The following is a 21,766-nucleotide window of genomic DNA, read 5'->3' on the forward strand; positions in this document are numbered from 1 at the left end:
ATACCTTAAAAATAATATATAGATTTTTATATTTACCATTTACATTTATCAAATATCGATAGTATCACCAAGATTACCGCAAATATTTTACATTTCTAAATTGCAGTATAATAAATATGTAATTTACATATTTATTATCGATAACGACAAATACCATTATACATTTATAGCATTAACATTATTAACAAAAATACCAGCAATAATGGCTATAGAACAAGTAAATAATATGCATGCAAAAATATTACATAAGATGTAATTAATATGAATATTTAAAATTAATTTGTAAATCAAAAATAAAATATAAAAATACTTGGGAGTTAACTTTTAAAGATTTAAGCTAAAATCTTTCACTCAAATTCATTCGAAAAATTAAGTTAATGCTATATTTTAAACAGCTTCCTACAGCAAAATAAATCATTATTCAATAGCGATTAACGATTCAAATGGCCAACAGATAAAAGTCAGAAAAAGATAATAGTAAGACAAAAATGAAATACGCGGGCTCACATCGAAACATATATCGATAATGCATTTATAGCGTAAACAACAACTGCGTAGACTTTATTTTCAAACAAGCTCATGGGTTAACTCGCGGATCTGCTGTTTTAACCACGTCGCATCTTCATTTTCTGCATTAGGATGAGTCACTAAGAACTAGCTTTAATGGTTCTGCAACTTCAAAATACGATTTACTTCACATTCAGATAACTGACAAGCATGTAAACCAGAGTCCTCGTCTAGCATATCGTAAACCGCTTTATAGGGTGTCAAAGCCAGTGACTTACAATCTGAAAGATAATCAAATAAAGAAGATACACCAGTAATGGTCATTTCGTTATGAAGAGGCAAATCCTTAATCCGACAATACTCCTGAAATGGGTTAAGTGTTGCAGCTTGGATCCTGATAAAGGTATTGATATAAGGATATGAAGCAATGCTTTCTAAGTTGATTTCTTGTTTTAAAATGGGGTGGTTTTACAACTTATTAAGTATAATTGGGAAAATGTCGCAAGTATTTCAATCTGCAAATTTTGGTTGAAACAAAGGATCTCTTCTGGGTTTTGCAGCAAAAGGTGACAATACTGTTAGGATCATTCGCAACATTCTCTAGGGAATGACTATTCCAGTTACTCACATTAATATGAATGTCTTTATGATGACTTTTAATCGCCTGCATTAATGCTCGTGGATAGGCATAAGCAATCATTCCGGCAGAACCAATTCAAAGTATCGACTATGTGACGATTCTGTACTATTCATCCGATTAAAATTCTTTGAGCAATCAACAATTTCTTTTCGCAATCGGATAAATTTTGCCAGCAAAATCATTGGGAACTAATCCATATTTTCTTCTTATAAAGAGTTCATCACCAAAATAGATCTTGCCGTTTGTAAACAACGACTTATTTTTGAAGCTGGCACATCTAAAATTCTAGAAACATGAGTGGCTGACTTATTTTCATAAAGGCTCACTAATATAGTCAATGTTAATAAATCTAATTTATCTAAGTCAATCTGTCTCATCTGAAACGCTCCTTTTGAGTTATATAGCCTAATATTCTACCTTTCCCTAATAATTCATAACATTATCTTAATTTTCACCTATTACTTATTCCAGATCATTAAATTTGAGTTATTTTAAATATCATTTATCATATATTAAATTTGAACAAACGATACATTAGCTGCGGACGTTGATTTCAGGAACTGAAATGTCCGATTTAACAAAATAGATTTTGATAAGTTGCATTTACATTTTAGTTTATTAATTTATCACTTATTATTTTCACTATCTTTAATTAAAACTAAATGACAAATTCCATTGCTTAATTTGATTAATCAAAACAATAACCTATTAATTAATAATACCAATAAAAGCAATAAGAGCCAGATCATAACTACAATCAAATAAATTAAAATCACCTCAATTAATTGATTACGATCAATTAATTAATTAAACATAAGGATAGTATTAATCGTACGTCAATGACGTATTGATGATTCGTAAAACAATAAATTAAAACTGATTTTTGGAGGCTTATATGATTACTTCAGTCTTTTTAAGTTATGCGTTTATATACTCTGTGTTGTTTATCGCAGTTCCTTTTATATTGGTTGTTTTCATTATGACTTGTATAAAGTTCTTTAAACCTGATACAGAGGATCACGCAATTAAGTTTAAGAAAACGCTTTTTGATACTCAAAGCTTTGACTTTTTAAAATCACTAAAAACGATGGTGGGAGGACAATATGACGTTTGTTGCAACGTTCCAATCGATACCGTGTTTGAAATGGATGCCCAAACCGCAGCCGAAAATCATGCGCGATTCGATTATGTTGTGATTGACCATGACTCGTCAGAAGTGAAATTAGTTATCTCTGATTTCAGTGAGCAAGATGATGCTAACGCAAAAAGTTTGTTCGAAAAATTCAACATTAAGTTAGTTGAAATCGTTCGAGGCAAACCTTACGACATGCAAATGCTAAAGCAATCCCTACCGGTATGAAGACTCTGTCGGGTGATAACAAACTGTTTTCACCCGATATTTTGTATTAATCAATTATTGTAAAGAGGGCTGATTATGTCCCGGAATTACTGGCTACTGATGTTATATGTAGGCTTATTGTCGCTTACCCTTATCAGTCATGAAGCAAATAGCGCGGACTCTACTGAGCAAATTAATAATGACTCATGCATGAAATGCCATAAACGCAATGGCTCAATGCAAGGCAATCATGCCCAAGACCGGCTAAAAATGAGCTGCAGTTCATGCCATGGTGAAAAAGGCAATCACCCTAGGAAGCCTAATGATTTGATGGTGTTCTCTTCGGAAAACGACATCACAATTGACGCTAAAAATGGCGTATGTCTTAAATGCCATACCGTTAAAAAATTAGCCAAAGCAGAGTGGACTCATAACGTACACGCACAAAAAACGAGCTGTACATCTTGCCATAAATTGCATCCTAAATCTGATCCTATGATGGGATTAAGTGTAAAAGATCGCAGTAATGTGTGCCGCAACTGCCACACGGTGCAGAGGTAACTAATCATGGAAAATTCAAGAAGACATTTCCTTAAAAGCACCTGCGCATTGGTTGCCGGCGTGTCGGTATATCCGCTCAGTAGCAACCAGGCCAATGCCGAAACGGCCGTAGGAACAAACAATACAAAATACGCCATGCTTCATGACGAAACCAAATGCATTGGCTGTAATGCCTGTGTGGAAGCCTGTAGAGAAGTTAATCATGTACCCGAGGGCGTTACGCGGCTAAGCATCGAAAGATTGGGCCCGTTTGGAGAATACCCTAATCAGTTTTATCATTTTACTCGACGTTCTTGCCAGCATTGCGAAGATGCGCCTTGCGTTAACGTCTGCCCGACGGGTGCCGCCTTTATCGATAAAGAAACCGGTATTGTCTCGGTCAACGCCGATAGATGTGTTGGTTGCCAATACTGTATTGCAGCCTGTCCTTATGAAGTGCGATTTATTAACCCAGTAACCAAAGCAGCCGACAAATGTGACTTTTGCCGTGAAACCAATCTCAAACAGGGTAAACAGCCTGCATGTGTAGAAGCATGCCCTACAAAAGCACTGGTGTTTGGCAATCTTAAAGATCCCGAGTCTGAACTGGTTGCGCTATTGAAGGCAAATCCGACTCAGCGCTCTAAACTAGATTTAGGCACCCGACCTAAACTCTTTCGTATCAAAGCGAAGCAAGGGGAGATTATATTATGAGTGCTTTCCATTTTGACACCTTGGTCTGGCATTGGCCCATTGCCATATACCTGTTTTTAGCTGGGGCATCCGCAGGTGCAATGTTCTTTGCTGTGTTGCTAAAACATGTTTGCCTTAAAGAAAAAGCTTATCAATCTGGATTTGTCCAAGCAGCGTGTATTGTTGCAGCGATTGCCGTCTTAGCAGGCTTGGGGATCTTGGTATTAGATTTAACCAAACCTTGGGATTTTTGGAAAATTCTGGTGTTTTATAATCCCACCTCAGTGATGTCTATGGGGGTGTTGATCTTAATGCTTTATCAAGTGTTTATGTATGCTTGGATTGCAATAACATTCCGACAACCTATTGATGATTTTTGCAAAACCCGTTTACCCATTGTCGGTAAACTAACGAGTATGCTAACCCGTTATGAAGCAGGTATTACCGGTTTACTGGTCATATTCTCTGTGTCATTAGGGGCCTATACCGGATTTCTATTATCGGCTCAACCTCACTTCCCTATGTGGAATACCCCTGTGTTACCCCTGCTGTTTTTAGTTTCGGGCTTGTCTTCAGGTGCTGCAGCATCGCTACTGGGTGGTGTGTTACTTAAAGGGAGTCCTAATGGTCAGGAAGTGCGATTTATCCATAAAGTAGAGATCCCACTGATATTAGGCGAGATGTTACTTATATTTACCTTCTTTTTAGGTTTAGTCTTCAGTGGTGGTCAAAGCAAGGTAGCAGCATTTAATGCTATCGGTGAAGGCTTTTGGGGATTGGTATTTTGGTTCGGTATTATGGGATTAGGATTGTCGGCACCATTAGCGATGAATTTATTTATGACTGCCACTTCAAAGCGCAAGTATTCCTATGTTGCCGGAACCGCCTGTCTGAGCTTATTAGGTGTAATACTGTTACGTAACTTTGTGCTTTATACTGGTCAAATGGTGGTAAATTAGCCTCATAAACGGTGATGGCACGCATTAACAAGCGGACTGTCACCGTAACAGAATGAATCACTCACCTTGTCATTAGCTGATAACAGGTTTAATCCCCATCAGAAACCACCGTCTAAATAACTGACGTTAATTCAATTGATAAAGCTCTGTCACCGTAACAGGATTAATACCCATCAGAAACAGTTGTTTAAACAACTAACATTAATTCAATTGATAAAGTTCTGTCACCGTAACAGGATTAATACCCATCAGAAACCGTTGTTTAAATAACTGACATTAATTCAATTGATAAAGTTCTGCCACCGTAACAGGATTAAATACCCATCAGAAACCGTTGTTTAAACAACTGACATTAATTCAATTGATAAAGCTCTAACGGTAGACCGTCTGGATCACTGAAAAAGGTGTAGTATTTTCCGGTATATTCGTCGATACGGATCGGTTCAACCACCACATCATAAGCCTGCAAATGAAACACCACCGAGTTAATATCATCGACTTTAAACGCTAAATGACGCAAGCCTTGTGCTTCGGGATAACTGGGTCTTGGCGGCGCGCCATTAAACGAAAATAATTCAATTTGACTGCCATCGGGTAAGGCTAAATCAAGTTTGTAAGAATCACGGGCTTGGCGGTAATGCTCAGCAATAATCTTAAGCCCTAAAACTTGCGTATAAAACGCTTTTGAACGTGGGTAATCGGCACAAATAATCGCGACATGATGAATTCCGTTTAACATGGCTGTCCTTGTAAACCTATTTTTGGCAAAAAACGCTTTATACACAAAACATAAAACCCTGATAACGCAAGTCTATCAGGGTTTTATCCTAGTTTACATATGGGCAATTTACATCATTGAGCGTTAGATTGTCGCTAAGTGACGGCCATTTATGGCAGCGGATTATATACCCACTTCACCACCATCATTTTTACGGATCATCACAGTTGCGGCTCGTGGGCGCACCAAAGTGCCAGCCGGTGTGGCTTGGTCAGCTTTATCAGAATATGGCCAGTTGCTAGGATGCTGAATATTAGCAAATACTGTGGTGTAGTCTAGCGTAATCGCAAAACCGGTGACTTCACAACCATTAGGGCCAACAAAGAAACGCTTAAGCTGGGTTTGGTTTTCAGCCGTTACCACTTGTTGGTTACCATCGGCATCAAGCATGGCCGAAGGTACAATCGCCAACATTTGATCGTTGGTTGCTTCAGTAACTTCAGAGGCACCGTTATCGGTTTGTACCCACAAAATACCCCGTTGGTCGAACGATACACCGTCTGGACTGGCAAACTGGTTTAAGTCCGTTAAGCCAGATAAATTTGTTTCGGCATCACCATCAGTAGGTGAACCAAAGACAAAGATATCCCAGCTAAACTCAGTAGCAGAATCACCTTCATTCCAACGAATGACATGACCAAAGCTGTTGTTTAAACGGGGGTTAGCAACGTTAGTGCTGTCGGTACGCTTGGTATTGTTGGTCAACGTTAAGTAAACAGTGCCGGTAAACGGATCAACCGTTGTCCACTCTGGACGGTCCATCGGTGTCGCACCGACTAAATCCGCCGCGCCAGCAGTATTTAAGATAATCGCCGCTTGCGAATCAAAAGTACCAGCAAGGGTGCTACCGTCTGTCGTCACGCCATCTAATGTTAGCGGTAGCCACTCTCCGATACCGTCTTCAGTAAACTTAGCCACATATAAGGTCCCGGCATTCATGTACTTATCGCCTACCGTTAAGCGATTTGTGCTATTGGCATCGACGGGATCCCATGCTGCGTCAGAGACATATTTATATAAATATTCAAAACGTGAATCATGGCCTGAGTAGAATGAAATGGGTTTGCCTTCTTCAAGCTTACCAAAGGCACAACCTTCATGGCGGAAGCGACCTAATGCAGTACGCTTAGTCGCGCGAGAGTTTGGATTGTATGGGTCAATTTCAACAATATAACCGTGGCCATTAGCTTCGTTACGGTAATCGTTCGCCGCGTTTGAGCCTGTTGGCGTGACATCAAAACGAGCAAACTCGTCTAAACGCTCGTCGTCATCACCGGCTAAATGGTTCCAGCCATAACGAGTATCAGAGGTAGAAATACCAATTCGAGTTTGTTGCTCGGTTAACGCGCCTTTATTAACAAAATATCCTGGCCAGTTTTCCTCACAGGTTAGATAAGTGCCCCAAGGCGTATAACCATTACCACAGTTATTTAAGGTACCGCGCGCTTGGCTACCGTCGGGAGAATAACGCGTTTCAAGGTATGAACTGTACGCTAACGGACCGGCGATATCCATCACGGTTGCGCCGGTGAAACGGCGGTTATGGCTGTCGTTTTCGACCACTTGCCATAGGTTGTTGACTAATTTAATCCGTACAACTGAAATACCATGGGCATTGATTTCTTTGCGGATCTCATCAATAACGCTGCGCTTACCATCAGCATCAAACGTTGGGCCACTTGGGTGCAATGCATCTTGGTCGATGTATTCATGGTTGATACACAATAAACCGTCATCTGCCGCATCATTCAGCGGGAAGAAATGCATACCATCATGGTGCATCCCGACAGAGTTTTCTTGGTCTATAGCGGTATTGCTGCCATCGGCTTTCCATGCTGCCGCTTTTGAATTTAATGGTGTTCCCCAAGGCGCTAGCACATAAGCTGAATATCCTGCAGGAACCACCACAGCATCGGTTTTAGACCCTGCAATAGACTCAAAGCCTAATACCGCAGAACTCTGAATTGGTGCAACTGGCGCTGTAGCGGCACTAGGCGGTGTCGGGGTTTGCGCTGCGGTGTCGTTATCAGAACCACAAGCACTCAATCCGAATCCGCCAAACGCAGTCATCGCACTAAGGCCTAGACCACGCTTAACAAAATTACGACGAGATAGATGATTATCCATCACTTCATTGAAAGGAGTATTTTTGCTGTTGTTAAAACGAGTTGGATCAAATGTCGCCTTGCTCATAAATTGTCCTTAGCTATGCTCTGAAAAAAAACGGATCAAATATTAGGTATAATTATTTGTTAGTTAACATAAGCGTCTAATGTGACAACAAGGTACAAACTGGATGACAAAAATGTGGCAATAAAAAGACAATCAGGATACCGCAGCATCTGATGACATCAATATACACACTCTAATTCTAATACTGGCGACTAACGACTAACGACAGATGACTAAATACGAATATTAACGACTCATAAAAATAGATTTTAGCGTTTTTTAGCGCCAGTAGATGATGCCGCTAGGGCTTTTTTACGTGCTTGTTGTTTTAATGCAGATTTAGTTGTTTTGCGGGTAACCGGAGCGATCAAATTAAGGTCTGGCTCAAATCCGCCCAGCCATTGCTGCGGTAAACGGCGGTCTAAAAAGGCTTCAAGTTTAGTGAGTAACGGCTCGTCATCAACACTTAATAAGGTAATAGCTTGGCCTTGCTTACCTGCTCGGCCCGTTCGGCCGATCCGGTGTACATAGTCTTCAACTTGAAACGGTAATTCCATATTAACGACAAAATTTAACTCGTTAATGTCTAACCCTCTTGCAGCCACATCGGTGGCAACTAACGCGGTCACATCACCCGCTTTAAAAGCAGCCAACACTTGTTCGCGCACGGCTTGAGTCAGATCAGCATGAAACGGTTCTGCAGCTACGCCAGCTTGCTTCATTTGCTTAACCAATGCGTCTGCGCCTTGTTTAGTGCGGCAAAATATCAAGCTTTGTTGCCAGCTTTCTTGGGCAATTAAATGACACAGCATGGCGCACTTTCGGTTGGCATCGACATTAAATACCCGCTCGACAATATGGCTAGCAGTGGTATTACGTTGTGCCACTTCAATCACTTGCGGCGAGCGCAATAAACGGCGACTAAAGCTGAGCATACGATCATCTAAGGTGGCTGAAAATAATAGGGTTTGCCGTGTACTTGGCAAGCGCTTGAGTACCTCGACAATTTCATCTTTAAAGCCCATGTCCAGCATGCGATCCGCTTCATCAAATACCAAATGGGTTAACTGCGACAACGACAATGCGCGCTTACGTAATAAGTCCAATAAACGCCCTGGTGTTGCTACAAGAATATCGGTGCCTGCGGCTAATTGTTGTACCTGAGCCCCAATACTCACCCCGCCATAAACCATCACACAGCCAATATCACTGCCTTTGGCGTATTGCTCGATACTCAACTGTACCTGTTGGGCCAATTCGCGCGTGGGCACCAACACTAAACAGCTAATTACCGCTTTGGCGCTGGGTGTTTCTGCACCGCTATGGGGATCAATAGATACATTACGTCGACTCAATATATTGTGCAGTATTGGTAACGCAAAGGCAGCCGTTTTACCGGTACCTGTTTGCGCTCCCGCCATCACATCTTTACCGCTTAAAATGACCGGAATAGCGCGTAATTGGATAGGGGTCGGTTGCTGATAATTGAGCTCAGCTAAGCGATTAACCAAAAAGGTATCTAATGATAACGCGGCAAAAGACATACAAACTCCAAACATGTGGATGGGCTGTTTACCACACTCATCCAGGTCAAAACAAAGGCTCTACGCTTTACTTGCCAGCATTCTCGTCAATAAAAGTGGCGCTTAAATGTGATGTTGAGCACATCTCAAGTACGTTAGGCTTATGGCGAGAGATAATACTTGACTAAAAAAGTAGGAATTATACAATTAAATACATGCAAATAATAAGCATGTTTAGCTTTCGTCATAAGCTTTCACCACGAAATTCCACCAAGTGACTCTACTACGAGGTATTACCATGAGTTTTTCAATTAGCGGTATTTTCAAGCCAGCCAAGCAAACTGAATCTGTTGGCAATGTGGCACCTAAAGCCGATGACACGAATGCAACAGAAACCAAAGCGCCTCAAACTGAAAACACTGCCAAAAAAGAAGGTAATGGTGGCAGTTGTTGTGGTGGATGTGGCGGCAGCAATCATTAGTCCACTAAATGTTAAACGTTACCACGTCTGAATAAACGTAAATTGTCTTTACTGATTAGTTGCGAATACTGCGCTGTAACGTCGAAAAAGCCATTGGCATACGCTACTGCTACTGAGCCTTGGTTCTGTTTATCGATATAAGCAAAAACAGGGCTCGAAATAAATTCCTTTAAAAACATTTCCACTGCTTTGGTGGCAATGCCCTTGCCCCAATGTTCACGTCCAATCCAATACCCCACTAAACGCATTTGCGGGTCGGTCTTTGCGGCTGAGTCGGTATTAATCCACGATACGACATTACCCACTAAAACATCATCTATCCAAATCCCTTGTGCTATAGCCTTTTCATTAGCCAATACTTTTTGCTGCCAGTGCAGGTTAAAAGCTTTACGTTTACGCGCCGGAAAATCTGCCATTTTATTAGCAATAGGGTCGTGTTCAAATTCAAACAATATATCTAAATCTGCTTCAGTAATGGGATGAAGAGAAATATTCATTTCAGGTTCGCCTTTTCTATGTTGTGTCACCAAGATCATTTATATTATATATAACCTCAAATCTGTATAAGAGATGAGATCAATCGTTAAAAAAACGGGTTTATTTCAAGTCTTCAATCTCAAACTTGCCATGTGTTTTGCTAACATAGCGTATTGACGCATCAATAGCAGGCCTATTGTAAGCCGATACACCTTAGATCGCGAAACAAAGGGCTGTTTAATAAACAATTATTATCCAGTATTGAGGTTATTACTCTCATTTATCGACACGCTTGACGATGAATTATCGTATCAAGATGCATTAAAGGATGACAGGATGAAAAGCATTAAAACGTGGCAATGGTTAGGCTTTGCTGGCCTTTTACCTTTTATTATTCTCAGTGTGTTGGCGTTCAATCATAGTCTATTAGCACCCGAACATACTATATTGGGATTTGTGAGCTACAGTGCCATTATTTTAAGTTTTGTTGCCGGTTCACTTTGGGGCAAAGCGGTAATCTTAACCTTAGATGACAATATCGCTAAGTTACTTATTATTAGTAATATTATCGCACTCGCAAGCTGGATTGCACTGTTAACTCCGTTTGTATTATCCGCGCTTATTCTGCTCGCTAGTGGTCATCTGTATTTATTATATGTTGAATTTAAAGCCAAACAATTATCAACCACCAACGGCTATCTCACATTACGCACAATATTAACCTCTGTCGCCGTGACATGCCATGTGGTTGTCATGCTCAGTCTGTTAGGCGTTTAGCAAAAGATTAAATCGAATAAAAAGCCTATGCAGCTAAGCATGAGCTTTTTATTTGTCACACAAAATAGGTCAACTCAAAAACTTATAAGCCAGTTTGACACTGCTCTTGCTGGTTTATCATCGGTGATAAAATAGGCATCATGCCTTTAAGCACTTGTAATGGCAGTGCTGAAGTAAAGCTAAAGTCGTCAGCTTTCTCCCCTGGCACAAACGCCGTTAGGGTACCAAAATGATGATCGCCTAAATAGAACACAAACGTCGCAGTGCGGTTAATGGCCGTTGAAGACACTTTGCGGCCATTACGAATTTCAGTCGCTATGCGGTTATCACCCGTACCGGTTTTGCCGCCCATAACCACAGGTTGGCCGTTGTTATCCAACAAGCTACCTTTGAGCCTTCTGGCAGTACCATTTTCAACCACATTTGCCAGCGCCCGCTTTAACGCGCGGGCCACTTCTTGATGCATTACGCGGGTGATCATTTGCTTGTCGTTGGCTAGCGTCACTTCGTAAGGCGTGTCTTTAGCAAACTGTAATTCATCAATTCTGACCGTTGGGTAACGATAACCATCATTTTGAATAATGCCCATTAGCTCAGCCAGCGCCGCAGGTCTATCACCCGAGCTACCTAATGCAGACCCCAATGACGGTACCATGTATTCAAACGGATAACCCATTCTTACCCAACGTTGGTGAATGCTTAAAAAGGCCTCGACCTCTAACATCACTTGAATACGCACATCGCGTGCATTTTGATGGCGGGTTCGAAATAACCAACGATACACTTCTTGTAATTGCGGTTGCGCGTCTTCTAACACTTGGCTCAGGCCGGTTTCTGGGTAGTCATTTAAATAGCGCAATACCCACAGTTCTAACGGATGCACCCGAGCAATATAACCTTGATCCGCAAGGTTGAATTTATCTTCACCGTATTTGTTGTACAGCAGATTAATTTGTTTCTCGCTAAAGTCTTTTGCGGGTAAGCGTTTGACTAAAAAGGCCTTTAACTCTTGGACGCCATCGTAGGGTTTTAAATAGCGATAAACAGCCGATAACTTATGCTCTTGTTGTTGAATCCCGTCAAACAACACCTCAAGGCGTTGCTCTGGGGCCAGCTGACGATATTTGCGATAAAAACGTTTTACAAACGAACTGCCTTCACGTTTAGCAAACGCTTTGAGGTATTCTTCGCGGCGAGGATCTTTGTCGTTACGCAATAACTGCGACACACTGCCTTCGCTGTTATAACTACTGCTGTAATTAACAATGTCTTGCATTAGCCGCACAAATGGCAAGTTTATTGACTCTTGTAATGCCTGATATAACGTTGGTACGCGACTGTTTTCTTTGCTATTAAAATTATTAAATACATGTAAACCACCACCAGTGAAAAAACGCTCATTTGGTGAGGCCGAATACTCACGCAGTAAGGCTGCATCCAACATCCGGGTTAAATTGCGATCTCGAGTCGTCATCAAATAATCGACGACCCAGCGCGTAATGTGGTCTTTACGTTCCACATCCACTTGGCGTAAATCAGCCACCGTCATGGCCGAAAAACGCTGTTGTAACTCGGCAATAATGTCTAAATATGTGGCTAACACCCGCAATTTAGCCGTTGAACCTAGCTCCAATTTACTGCCTTCATTGATATCAAACGGCTGATCAATACTGTCGGTTTGAATGCGAACGCGGTTGGCACTGTCGGTACTCTCATACAACGTAAAACTGTACAGTACTTTATCTAACTGTTGCACGGACAGTAAACGCTCACCCAGCAATCCAATACGCTCAGCGGTTGGCTCAGAGGCTAAGCTGCGTAAGTAATCGCTAACTTGTTGCTGTATATCACCATGGAACGTGCTGTTAATCGCTAAGTCGTAGCGATTTAAATCATACAAACTTAACCCCAGCATCCCAGCAGTACGAATTCGTACCGCATTAATACCTTTATTGTTAGATACGTTAGTGGTTGCTAACTTACTGGTATTAAATTGCAATGTTTGCTCAAGTGCCGACACCATTAGTTGCGTTTCAATCAGACCATCACTGCCCAATAAACGTAAATAACTGTCTACTAACGATTCTAAATTGTCATGGCCTTGAAGTAAGTAATACGACGGCCGACGCTGGGCTATCATTAATGCCACGACTTGACGAAACACCTTGCCGCGCTGTGCCGCATTTTGTTGAGTATGATGGCTCAATAATAATTGATTAGCCTGATTAAAATCAGTTTTGAACCACGCCCATAAACCATCACCAATACCATGGACTTCACCAAAACCGGGAGCTGATGATAATGGTACTGTGTTGAGATAATCTTGTACGATGCGTTGACGAGCGCCAATGGTGCTTTCACCTTGCTGATACACTCGCACTATTGCGGAACCAATTTGCAATAGCTTATCTTTGATACTCAAGGTTAGACCATGATTAGAATGTCTAAATTTTTCAATTTGAGTCGCTAAAGTACTGCCTCCCGCTTTAGACATATCAGCCCCGAAACTGCCAGCAACTTGGCTCGCGCCAGCCAGCACAAACCGAGGCCAGTCAACCACAGGATTATAGTTAGCTTCTGGACTCAACATTTCGCGGTTTTCAATAAACAATAGTGTGTTAATGACTTGGTAGGGGATCTTATCTTGGTGTTGATAAACACGTTTAGGATATGAGAAATCGAATACCGTCATGTCACGGCAATCTTTTATCGATAAGCCTGATTGTGCTTTTTCATGATACGGCGGGAAAAAACCCATGTTGGTATAATCCATCAACATCGGTGAAAATGCCACTTGCTGAGTAATTTGATAATTACGCTCAATTAAACGGGCTATTTTCTGCGGTAATTGGCTATAACCATGGCGATCATCAAACGGGCCATATTTAGGGTAAATCACCGCATTACTGCGATAATCACGTAATGTATAGGTTAATTTGGTGGCATATTGATGCAAAAAATAAGATTGATAATACGATGTCCGCACCTCAAATTCGACGAGATAAGCCGTTGCTAACAATAATACTATGAATAACCAACCCGCTTTACTGCGACGAACCGGAGTCGGTTTGGCGGAAGATGTATTAGGTCGAAAATTATCAAACTGACTATCAGGATGTGGACTAGACACAAACTCTCCATGTAACGCATAAAATCACAATAATGCACCATTTTACTTTTGGTTGAGATGTTCAACACATAGCGGATCTAATTTGTGATAATTTTATCAGATGGATAAAGCCATTAGATATAGACAAAATAACTAAATACTGTTTTTTTAAGCCTTTATTGCCACAATATCGGTGTTTTTATATAAAAGCCCTTACCGCTAATTTAAGGATTATTTTGGATAGCTGCACTTCAACTCCCACAACCTATCCACCATTACGATTAGGTTTAGCCATGTGGTCACAAAATCAATGGCAAAAAACAATATACGGCAATAGCCAAGCGCATCGTCTTGCGCGCTATGCACAAATATTTAATACCGTAGAAGGTAATACCACCTTTTACGCCACGCCGTCATTACAAAATGTCCAAAATTGGCTTGCCGCTACCCATGACGATTTTAAATTTACCTTTAAACTGCCCAAACATATCACCCACGAATTACGGTTACAGCATGCAGGCCCAGCCTTACAACAATTTTTTAGGGTAATGGACCCCCTTATGAGCCGAACAGGGATGTGGAAAATTCAACTCCCCGCCAGCTTTGGCCCCCCATCTTTGCCACAACTAGCGCAGTTTTTAACTCAAGTACCCCAAGGGTTAACCTATGGGGTAGAAGTGCGTAACAGCGCCTTTTTTGCCAAAGGAGAAGCGGAAAAAGCATTAAACCGTTTGTTGATAAATCATCAATGCAATCGTATTATTATGGACTCTCGCCCAGTATTCGCCGCCCCACCAACGACCTCTGCAGTGATCGATGCTCATCAAAAAAAACCCAATGTGCCGGTGCATGCAATCGCAACGGCCAGCAATCCAGTAGTACGCTTTATTGGTCATCCGCAAGCAGAGGCCAACGTGTACTTTTTCCAAAACTGGCTTAAACAGTTACCTTTATGGATCGCGCAACACAAGCAACCCTATTTGTTTATCCACACCCCAGACAATCACGATGCGCCGCAATTGGCCGTCGATTTATACCGTTTACTACAACAGCAGTTGGCTCACAGCACATCAACACTGGCCGACATAAACCTATTACCTCAGCATCAGCACACCACAACGCAACTGGGCTTTGATTTGTAAGACTCATTTTTATAACATAGGCCAGAATTGAGATGATAACCTCTGCTGGGGATAATAAACTGTTAGCTCTTTGTGCTGCTATTTTATGATATTATCAGCGCCGATCAGGTCTGCCCTCGCAGCGCGTTTATGTTGATAAAGGAACCACAATGAGTGAATCTGCAACCCGTCTAAATAAATACATTAGTGAGAGTGGCGTTTGCTCACGTCGTGAAGCAGACCGCTACATTGAACAAGGTAATGTTTTTATCAATGGCAAACGAGCCAAAATTGGTGACGCCGTCGAATTAGGCGATAAAGTCAAAGTTAATGGTCATGATATCGCCCCTCGTGATGAAGCAGATTTAATCTTTATCGTGCTAAATAAACCTGTCGGTATAGTCAGTACTACCGAAAGCACCGAACGCGATAATATTGTCGATTTTGTTAACCACAGTGAACGAGTATTTCCAATAGGTCGCTTAGACAAAGATTCTCAAGGGTTAATATTTCTCACTAGCAATGGTGACTTGGTCAATAAAATCCTTCGCGCAGGTAACAATCACGACAAAGAATATGTGGTCACGGTTAATAAACCTATCACTGAAGCATTTTTACAAGGCATGCGAGCAGGCGTTCCCATGCTGGGTGTCACCACTAAAAAGTGCAGCGTTGAACAAGTCTCAACGTTCGTATTTAAAATCATTTTAGTTCAAGGCCTTAATCGTCAGATCCGCCGCATGTGTGAACATTTTAACGTTGAAGTCACCAAGCTTGAACGTCAGTCAATTATGAATGTGTCACTTAAAGGGCTGCCTGTAGGAGAGTGGCGCGATTTAGACGAACAAGAACTCAGCACCTTAATGAAATTGATTGAACACTCATCTTCTGAAGTCAAAAATTCGCCCAAAAAAGCCAAGAAAAAACCTAACCAAAGCTTACGAGATAAAATTGAAGGTCCAGAACACTTTATGCAAGGTAGAGGGGCTAAGCCTAAAAAGCCAACCGCAAATAAAGGAAAAGTCAGCCATTCAAGAAAACCGAAACGCTAAGCTCAAGCATATGCAGCAACAACCACAACATCCTTAATATCGGGTTTAAGATATAACATATGGTGTACACCGAAAAACAGTCACTTTACCGTATGAAATAGGTTTAAAGTCTGTAGGCTTGTATTTTTGGTGCTAAAAAAATGAACAAATACTGTGTAAAGATTAACAAAAACATATTCCTATATAGTTTACTAAAAAAATAACATTGAATAAAATTCACACAAAATTTTTTTCTATTTATATATTGCGTGTTAGGGTCTGCATAGATTTTCTACAATATTAGCTAAAGCATATAAACGAAATATTGTCGTGAAAACAAAAAATGACAGCAACAGGATGCTGGGTTTTTAAACAAGGAATGTGACATGTTCAGCAATAATCTTTTAATCGTAGATTTCCCTGATCACCTTTATGGGCAATTTCGGCACTTCGCGAATTTGATTGAATTTAATCTAATTTCAACCAATGCCAACAACGCATTATCAACAAAATCAAATGCCGAAAATGCCGAAAATGGCACTACCATTATGGTTCATTATCTTGAGAATCCATTACAAGAAATTGGTTGCTTATCTGCCGAATTATTTAAAAGCGACTTGCATATCGCATTCTGTCCTGCGCTGAATGTGGAATTAGAAGTCATCTTTATTTCATCGGGATTTCATGGTGCTATTAGTGTCGATGACGCTATCGCTCAGCAAATACAAAGCATCAAGAAAGTACATGATGGCGACATTAGTTTTCACCCAAAAGCGGTATCCAAATACATTTTACAAAGAAAGCGTATTCCATCTTCAGGTAATCGCGACAAAATACTCGCGGTGACCACCAAAAAAGAACAGCAAGTCTTGTCCCTCATATTGCATGGATTAACCAACGAAGAAATAGCCAAAGAGCTTAGTATCTCAGTTAATACCGTAAAAATGCATGTCCAAAATATTTATAAAAAGACCAAGATTAAAAATCGTGGTCAATTATTTGCTTTCGCTGCCAGTTGACTTTTTATAAATACCCAGTGATGCCAGTCTTATACATCACTTAATACGACATTAAAAAATAACCCCATGAGCTTTCGCTTATGGGGTTTATTCATTCAGCAGCGAAACATTATAAAATTTATTTTAATACCAATTTAGTTAATAACTGCAACTGAGTCATTAATGCGACATCTTTATGATGTTGACCATTGATACTTAATGTCACTTGCGGATTGTCTAAAAACTCACGGGCGTCTTCCTCACTATAAATAACAGGCGTTGCGAGCTCATAACGCTGATTATGATCCACATTTAATGTTAAGTATAAGGGTTCAGAACGAACCCAACCTCCTGAATCATCAGCATTGTCTTGAAAAATATCTCGATAGTTAATTTCAACCAATTGTTGTCCATAGTTAAGCCCAATGGTATGTTCAAAACTCACGTTTTTACCGTTAATAGTTTCGACTATTATGGAGTCCGGTACAGTAATACTAGACGCTTGAGCTGACGCGCCGAATAATAATGCTAAGCCGATTGTGATAGAGCTGAGTAGCGTTTTAGCAGAAAATGAAGTCGTCATAGTCATATTCATCCATATTTCATACTTAACGATTAAGTATGTTGGTCATAATTTAATAGACCTCGAAATATGCCAATAACTTTCAATTTTTTATATTAAAAATACCTTAACAAAAATGAGTGCCTTTCATTAATGGTTATCTTATTGTATTAATAATGGTTTATTACTCAGATTAATACAGAGATAATATTACGTAGACAAAATGAATCAACCGTAATGATAATACCAGGCTATTGACAGCTCCTTATCAACAGAGCCAAATTCAAATAACATACGAGTCTTTCAATAACGTGTTATTTATCCACAGCATAGATTTTTCCTTTACCAAAGGCTACTGCCGATGAAACCAGATCTTCATATTGCAGATCTAATCCGAATATGAAGAATGAGTTGAAAACCCACCGTTTAATGACTTGACTTTACTAGGGGCTTGATAAAATAATCTGATCTAAATCCGACCATGACCAGTGTTTGGCATACTCGGCCACAATATTATTAACATAATGATAAAAATAGACTAATTTTTTATTATTAGCCAACTTGAGCTACAGTTAAGCAAGGCAACGCCCTTATTATGTGGAGAAAAAATGGATAGTTTTTTCAGTTTGATGAGCAACGCCGTATTGTTACTGGCTCTTGTGGTCATTTATGACGTCATTACCTTACAAAGGCTAACGCCCGATAAATATAAAAATGTCTTGAGTGGCATTTTTATCGGGATGATTGCGATCAGTGTAATGAATAATCCTTGGGAGCTTAGGCCTGGGATTGTTTTTGATGCTCGCTGGATATTATTAAGCTTGAGCGGTTTATTTTTCGGTTTTATTCCGACATTAATTGCCACTATCCTCGCGGCTTGCTTTCGTATTTATCAGGGCGGAGCAGGTTTATACGTTGGCACATGGGTTATTTTCATCAGTTCTGCCATTGGTTTAGGCTGGCGATACTGGATGCAACATTCAAACAAACAACCCAATTGGCAAAACCTATTGGTTATGGGGATTGTGGTCGAGCTTGCCGTTTTATCGAGTTGGTTATTAATGCCTATAGCAGATAAATACGACATCATGCTTACCATTGGTCCTACATTACTCACCGTTTACACTTGTGGCACTATGCTACTTGGATTACTGCTTAAAAAACATCAACAAAGGCAACAATTAGCACAAGAATCACATCATAATAAATCGCTCCTCGAAGCCGAAAAAAACCTGTTACAAAGCATTATTGATGGTATTCCCGATATTATTTTTTATAAATCAACCGATGGCATTTATTTGGGCTGTAACAAGGCTTTTTCTAATCTGTTGCAACTCAAATCAGAGCAAATAAAATATCATAACGATTATGACTTATTTGATTGCCAACAGGCGGATAAATTTATCAAAGCGGATCAGTTTGTGTTGCAAGAAAATCAGTCGTGGATGGATGAAGAATGGATCACGACACCAGATGGAGTTGAGCATATATTTAGAACCCAAAAAACACCTTTTACTCATTTATCCGGCAAAATTCAGGGCATTGTTGGCGTAGGCCGAGATCTGGCCGCTCAAAAGCATATCGAAAAACAATTACGTCGCAGTGAAATCACTTATCGCAACATTATAACGACTGCCCAAGATGGTTTTGTCATTGTGTCGGTCGATGGCAGGATAATCGAATCAAATCAGAGTTTCGCCAATATGACGGGGTATACTCTAGATGAATTACTCGATAAGCCTATTAATCAAATTGAAACCAGTGAAAAACATCAGTTTTCAAGCCAAAATATCCTTACAGCAAAGCAAACTAAAACCATCAATTATACTTCGCTGCACAAACATAAGCTGGGGCACTTGTTTCATGTTGACGTGAATATCAGCTTTTGGGATGGTGATGACAGTATGTTTTTCTGCTTTGTTAAAGATATTTCAGAGCGAATTAATGCAGAGCAAAAGCTGCTAAACAGTGAATCTAAATTCAGACAAATCTTCGAAAAAATCCCCTCGATTTCGGTCCAGGGTTATGATAAAAACCGTTCGGTTATTTTTTGGAACCAAGCCAGTGAAAGCCTTTATGGCTATTCAAAAGAGCAAGCATTAGGTCAACAACTCGAAAATCTAATTATTCCATTACCTTATAAGAACCACGTAATTAACAACATCAATGCATGGATTAATGATGGTATCCCCATTCCCGCTGGAGAGTTACTCCTTAGACGTGCAGATGGTAGTAGTGTCGCGGTTTATTCATCCCATACGTTAATCAATAACACAGACAACGAAGTGGAAATGTACTGCATCGACATTGATTTAAGCGCTCAAAAAAAGGCTGAGGAACGAGCCCTCACGCTGTCACAAGCAATAGAACAAAGCCCTATCTCAATGATATTAACCAGTATCGACAGCAAAATTGAATATGTTAATAGTGCATTTGAAAAAATTTCTGGCTACACCGCAAGTGAAGTCATTGGCCAACCAGCTAGCATGTTAAAGTCGGGGTTAACCCCTAAATCACTTTATAAAGAATTATGGGATTCGATTTCTCAAGGACATGCGTGGCAGGGTGAACTGCAAAATAAAAAGAAAAACGGTGAGATTTTCTGGGAACATGCTCATATCGCACCCATTTTTGACAATGTGGGCATCACCAAACACTATTTGGCACTAAAACAAGATGTAACGTATTACAAACAGCAAGAAGAAAAAATCCTCCATCAAGCTCATTACGATAGCTTAACAGGCTTGCCAAATAGACTGCTCTCCCTTGATAGATTGTCGCAAATGCTCAAAGACGCTTATCGTGCAAAAAACAGTGTGGCAGTACTGTTTTTAGATTTAGACGATTTTAAAAAGGTTAATGACACCTTGGGCCACTCTGTTGGTGATGAACTGTTAATTAAAGCGGCTGCAAGGTTAAAACACTCCATTAGAGACAATGATGTAGTGGGTCGGTTAGGAGGTGATGAATTTATCATTATACTGAGCAACATCAATAACCCCGCTGACGTTGAGATCATTGCCACTAAACTGCTCAAGAAATTTCACATTCCTTTTAGACTCGAAAGCCGTGAGTTAGTGTCAACTATCAGTATTGGTATTGCACTTTACCCGCTAGACAGTGAAGACCCTAAAGAATTACTAAGACAGGCAGATTCTGCCATGTATTATTCAAAAGACCGCGGCAGAAATACCTATAACTTCTATACCCATCAAATGAACCACGATATGAATCGACGCCTTAGGGTTGAAGAGCAATTACGAAGTGCATTGAAGCGCAAAGAGCTCGAGGTTTATTTTCAACCCTTTGTAGACATTAGAAGTCGTAAAATCATCGGCGCTGAAGCGCTGCTTAGATGGAATAGTGATTTACTTGGCCAAGTCACTCCTGATGAATTTATTCCTATCGCAGAACAAACGGGATTGATTGTCTCTATCGGCCAATTTGTTATCGAGAACGCATTTACTGCAGCCAAAAAATGGCAGCTCGAATTTAATCCTCATTTTAAAATAGCCATTAACGTTTCTCCCAAACAATTCCGAGAAAATACCTTTGTTGATATGCTTAAAATTCAGCTGGATATACACCAAATTAATGCTACTTCTGTAGAACTTGAAATCACCGAAGGGGTACTACTCAGTGGCGATCCTATTATAGACAGTAACTTAAGCTGGATTAACGATATTGGTGTCAGTATCTCGATGGACGATTTTGGTACCGGATATTCGTCACTCAGTTATCTGCGCAGTTACCCTTTTAATACCTTGAAAGTAGATAAGAGCTTTATTCACGATATAACGGTTGATCCGGGCGATCTGGAACTGGTCGGCGCGGCGATAGCAATGGGACATGGGCTCAATTTAACGGTCGTTGCAGAGGGTGTTGAAACAGAAGAGCAGTATCATCTGCTCAATGCACTGAAATGTGATTACGGCCAAGGTTACTTATTTAGTAAGCCATTACCTCGAGCTGCATTTGAAGAGCTGTTAAAGACACAGGCAAAAAATAAAAGACCGAATAAGAAGCCCTTATTAAGACGCTGATCAAAATGCCTATCAG

General features: G+C 40.3%; 17 protein-coding genes. 10 read left to right on the forward strand and 7 right to left on the reverse strand.

Translation table 11 applies throughout. The features are described from left to right. Positions 1 to 1,353: 1,353 nt before the first annotated feature. A complete protein-coding gene (locus tag CXF80_RS20130) occupies positions 1,354 to 1,524 on the reverse strand; it encodes a hypothetical protein (protein WP_157822215.1) in 171 nt (56 codons plus the stop codon). Positions 1,525 to 2,042: 518 nt separating this feature from the next. On the opposite strand from CXF80_RS20130, the gene CXF80_RS10620 reads away from it, so the two are divergent. From CXF80_RS10620 to nrfD, 4 genes are all read left to right on the forward strand, one after another. Further along, a complete protein-coding gene (locus tag CXF80_RS10620) occupies positions 2,043 to 2,507 on the forward strand; it encodes a DUF2726 domain-containing protein (protein WP_101032842.1) in 465 nt (154 codons plus the stop codon). A gap of 75 nt (positions 2,508 to 2,582) precedes the next feature. Beyond that, the gene (locus CXF80_RS10625) at positions 2,583 to 3,047 is read left to right on the forward strand and encodes a cytochrome c3 family protein (RefSeq protein WP_101032843.1); all 465 of its coding nucleotides are present in this window, start codon (positions 2,583 to 2,585) and stop codon (positions 3,045 to 3,047) included. A 6-nt stretch (positions 3,048 to 3,053) separates the two neighbouring features. Beyond that, entirely contained in the window at positions 3,054 to 3,740 is a 687-nt protein-coding gene (locus CXF80_RS10630; RefSeq protein ID WP_101032844.1) for a 4Fe-4S dicluster domain-containing protein, read from the forward strand. Then, positions 3,737 to 4,678: a cytochrome c nitrite reductase subunit NrfD gene (nrfD, locus tag CXF80_RS10635; protein WP_101032845.1), complete on the forward strand. Its 942-nt coding sequence runs from the start codon at positions 3,737 to 3,739 to the stop codon at positions 4,676 to 4,678. Before CXF80_RS10630 ends, nrfD begins: the two co-directional genes overlap by 4 nt. Before the next feature lie 352 nt (positions 4,679 to 5,030). On the opposite strand, the gene gloA2 is transcribed toward nrfD, so the two are convergent. The 3 genes from gloA2 to CXF80_RS10650 all read right to left on the reverse strand — a co-directional run bounded on the left by gloA2 (position 5,031) and on the right by CXF80_RS10650 (position 9,172). Next, positions 5,031 to 5,417: an SMU1112c/YaeR family gloxylase I-like metalloprotein gene (gloA2, locus tag CXF80_RS10640; protein ID WP_101032846.1), complete on the reverse strand. Its 387-nt coding sequence runs from the start codon at positions 5,415 to 5,417 to the stop codon at positions 5,031 to 5,033. A gap of 162 nt (positions 5,418 to 5,579) precedes the next feature. Next, positions 5,580 to 7,649, reverse strand: coding sequence for a PhoX family protein (locus CXF80_RS10645; protein WP_101032847.1), 2,070 nt, complete (start codon positions 7,647 to 7,649; stop codon positions 5,580 to 5,582). Between the two features lie 248 nt (positions 7,650 to 7,897). Next, on the reverse strand, positions 7,898 to 9,172 hold the full coding sequence (locus CXF80_RS10650) for a DEAD/DEAH box helicase (RefSeq protein WP_101032848.1): 1,275 nt from the start codon (positions 9,170 to 9,172) through the stop codon (positions 7,898 to 7,900). A 277-nt stretch (positions 9,173 to 9,449) separates the two neighbouring features. Between CXF80_RS10650 and CXF80_RS10655 the strand changes: the two genes are divergently transcribed. After that, positions 9,450 to 9,632, forward strand: coding sequence for a hypothetical protein (locus CXF80_RS10655; RefSeq protein ID WP_101032849.1), 183 nt, complete (start codon positions 9,450 to 9,452; stop codon positions 9,630 to 9,632). Between the two features lie 11 nt (positions 9,633 to 9,643). Here the strand turns inward: CXF80_RS10655 and CXF80_RS10660 are convergent, their stop codons facing one another. Beyond that, positions 9,644 to 10,129 (reverse strand): GNAT family N-acetyltransferase, encoded by a 486-nt coding sequence (locus CXF80_RS10660; RefSeq protein WP_157822216.1) that lies wholly within the window; start codon positions 10,127 to 10,129, stop codon positions 9,644 to 9,646. A 316-nt stretch (positions 10,130 to 10,445) separates the two neighbouring features. Between CXF80_RS10660 and CXF80_RS10665 the strand changes: the two genes are divergently transcribed. Then, positions 10,446 to 10,886 (forward strand): DUF3429 domain-containing protein, encoded by a 441-nt coding sequence (locus CXF80_RS10665; protein WP_101032851.1) that lies wholly within the window; start codon positions 10,446 to 10,448, stop codon positions 10,884 to 10,886. Positions 10,887 to 10,968: 82 nt separating this feature from the next. Here CXF80_RS10665 and CXF80_RS10670 read toward each other — a convergent pair whose 3' ends face one another. Next, on the reverse strand, positions 10,969 to 14,016 hold the full coding sequence (locus CXF80_RS10670) for a transglycosylase domain-containing protein (RefSeq protein ID WP_101032852.1): 3,048 nt from the start codon (positions 14,014 to 14,016) through the stop codon (positions 10,969 to 10,971). Between the two features lie 215 nt (positions 14,017 to 14,231). Between CXF80_RS10670 and CXF80_RS10675 the strand changes: the two genes are divergently transcribed. From CXF80_RS10675 to CXF80_RS10685, 3 genes are all read left to right on the forward strand, one after another. Continuing rightward, entirely contained in the window at positions 14,232 to 15,137 is a 906-nt protein-coding gene (locus CXF80_RS10675; RefSeq protein ID WP_443019029.1) for a DUF72 domain-containing protein, read from the forward strand. Positions 15,138 to 15,286: 149 nt separating this feature from the next. After that, on the forward strand, positions 15,287 to 16,168 hold the full coding sequence (rluF, locus tag CXF80_RS10680; RefSeq protein WP_101032853.1) for a 23S rRNA pseudouridine(2604) synthase RluF: 882 nt from the start codon (positions 15,287 to 15,289) through the stop codon (positions 16,166 to 16,168). Between the two features lie 365 nt (positions 16,169 to 16,533). Then, entirely contained in the window at positions 16,534 to 17,166 is a 633-nt protein-coding gene (locus CXF80_RS10685) for a response regulator transcription factor (RefSeq protein ID WP_101032854.1), read from the forward strand. Positions 17,167 to 17,284: 118 nt separating this feature from the next. Here the strand turns inward: CXF80_RS10685 and CXF80_RS10690 are convergent, their stop codons facing one another. Beyond that, complete coding sequence (locus CXF80_RS10690; RefSeq protein WP_157822217.1) at positions 17,285 to 17,728, reverse strand: DUF2057 family protein; 444 nt, start codon at positions 17,726 to 17,728, stop codon at positions 17,285 to 17,287. Positions 17,729 to 18,315: 587 nt separating this feature from the next. Between CXF80_RS10690 and CXF80_RS10695 the strand changes: the two genes are divergently transcribed. Continuing rightward, entirely contained in the window at positions 18,316 to 21,750 is a 3,435-nt protein-coding gene (locus tag CXF80_RS10695) for an EAL domain-containing protein (protein WP_101032856.1), read from the forward strand. Positions 21,751 to 21,766: the final 16 nt, after the last annotated feature.

It is taken from the genome of Shewanella sp. Actino-trap-3 (assembly GCF_002836275.1).
Classification (GTDB): Bacteria; Pseudomonadota; Gammaproteobacteria; order Enterobacterales; family Shewanellaceae; genus Shewanella; species Shewanella psychromarinicola.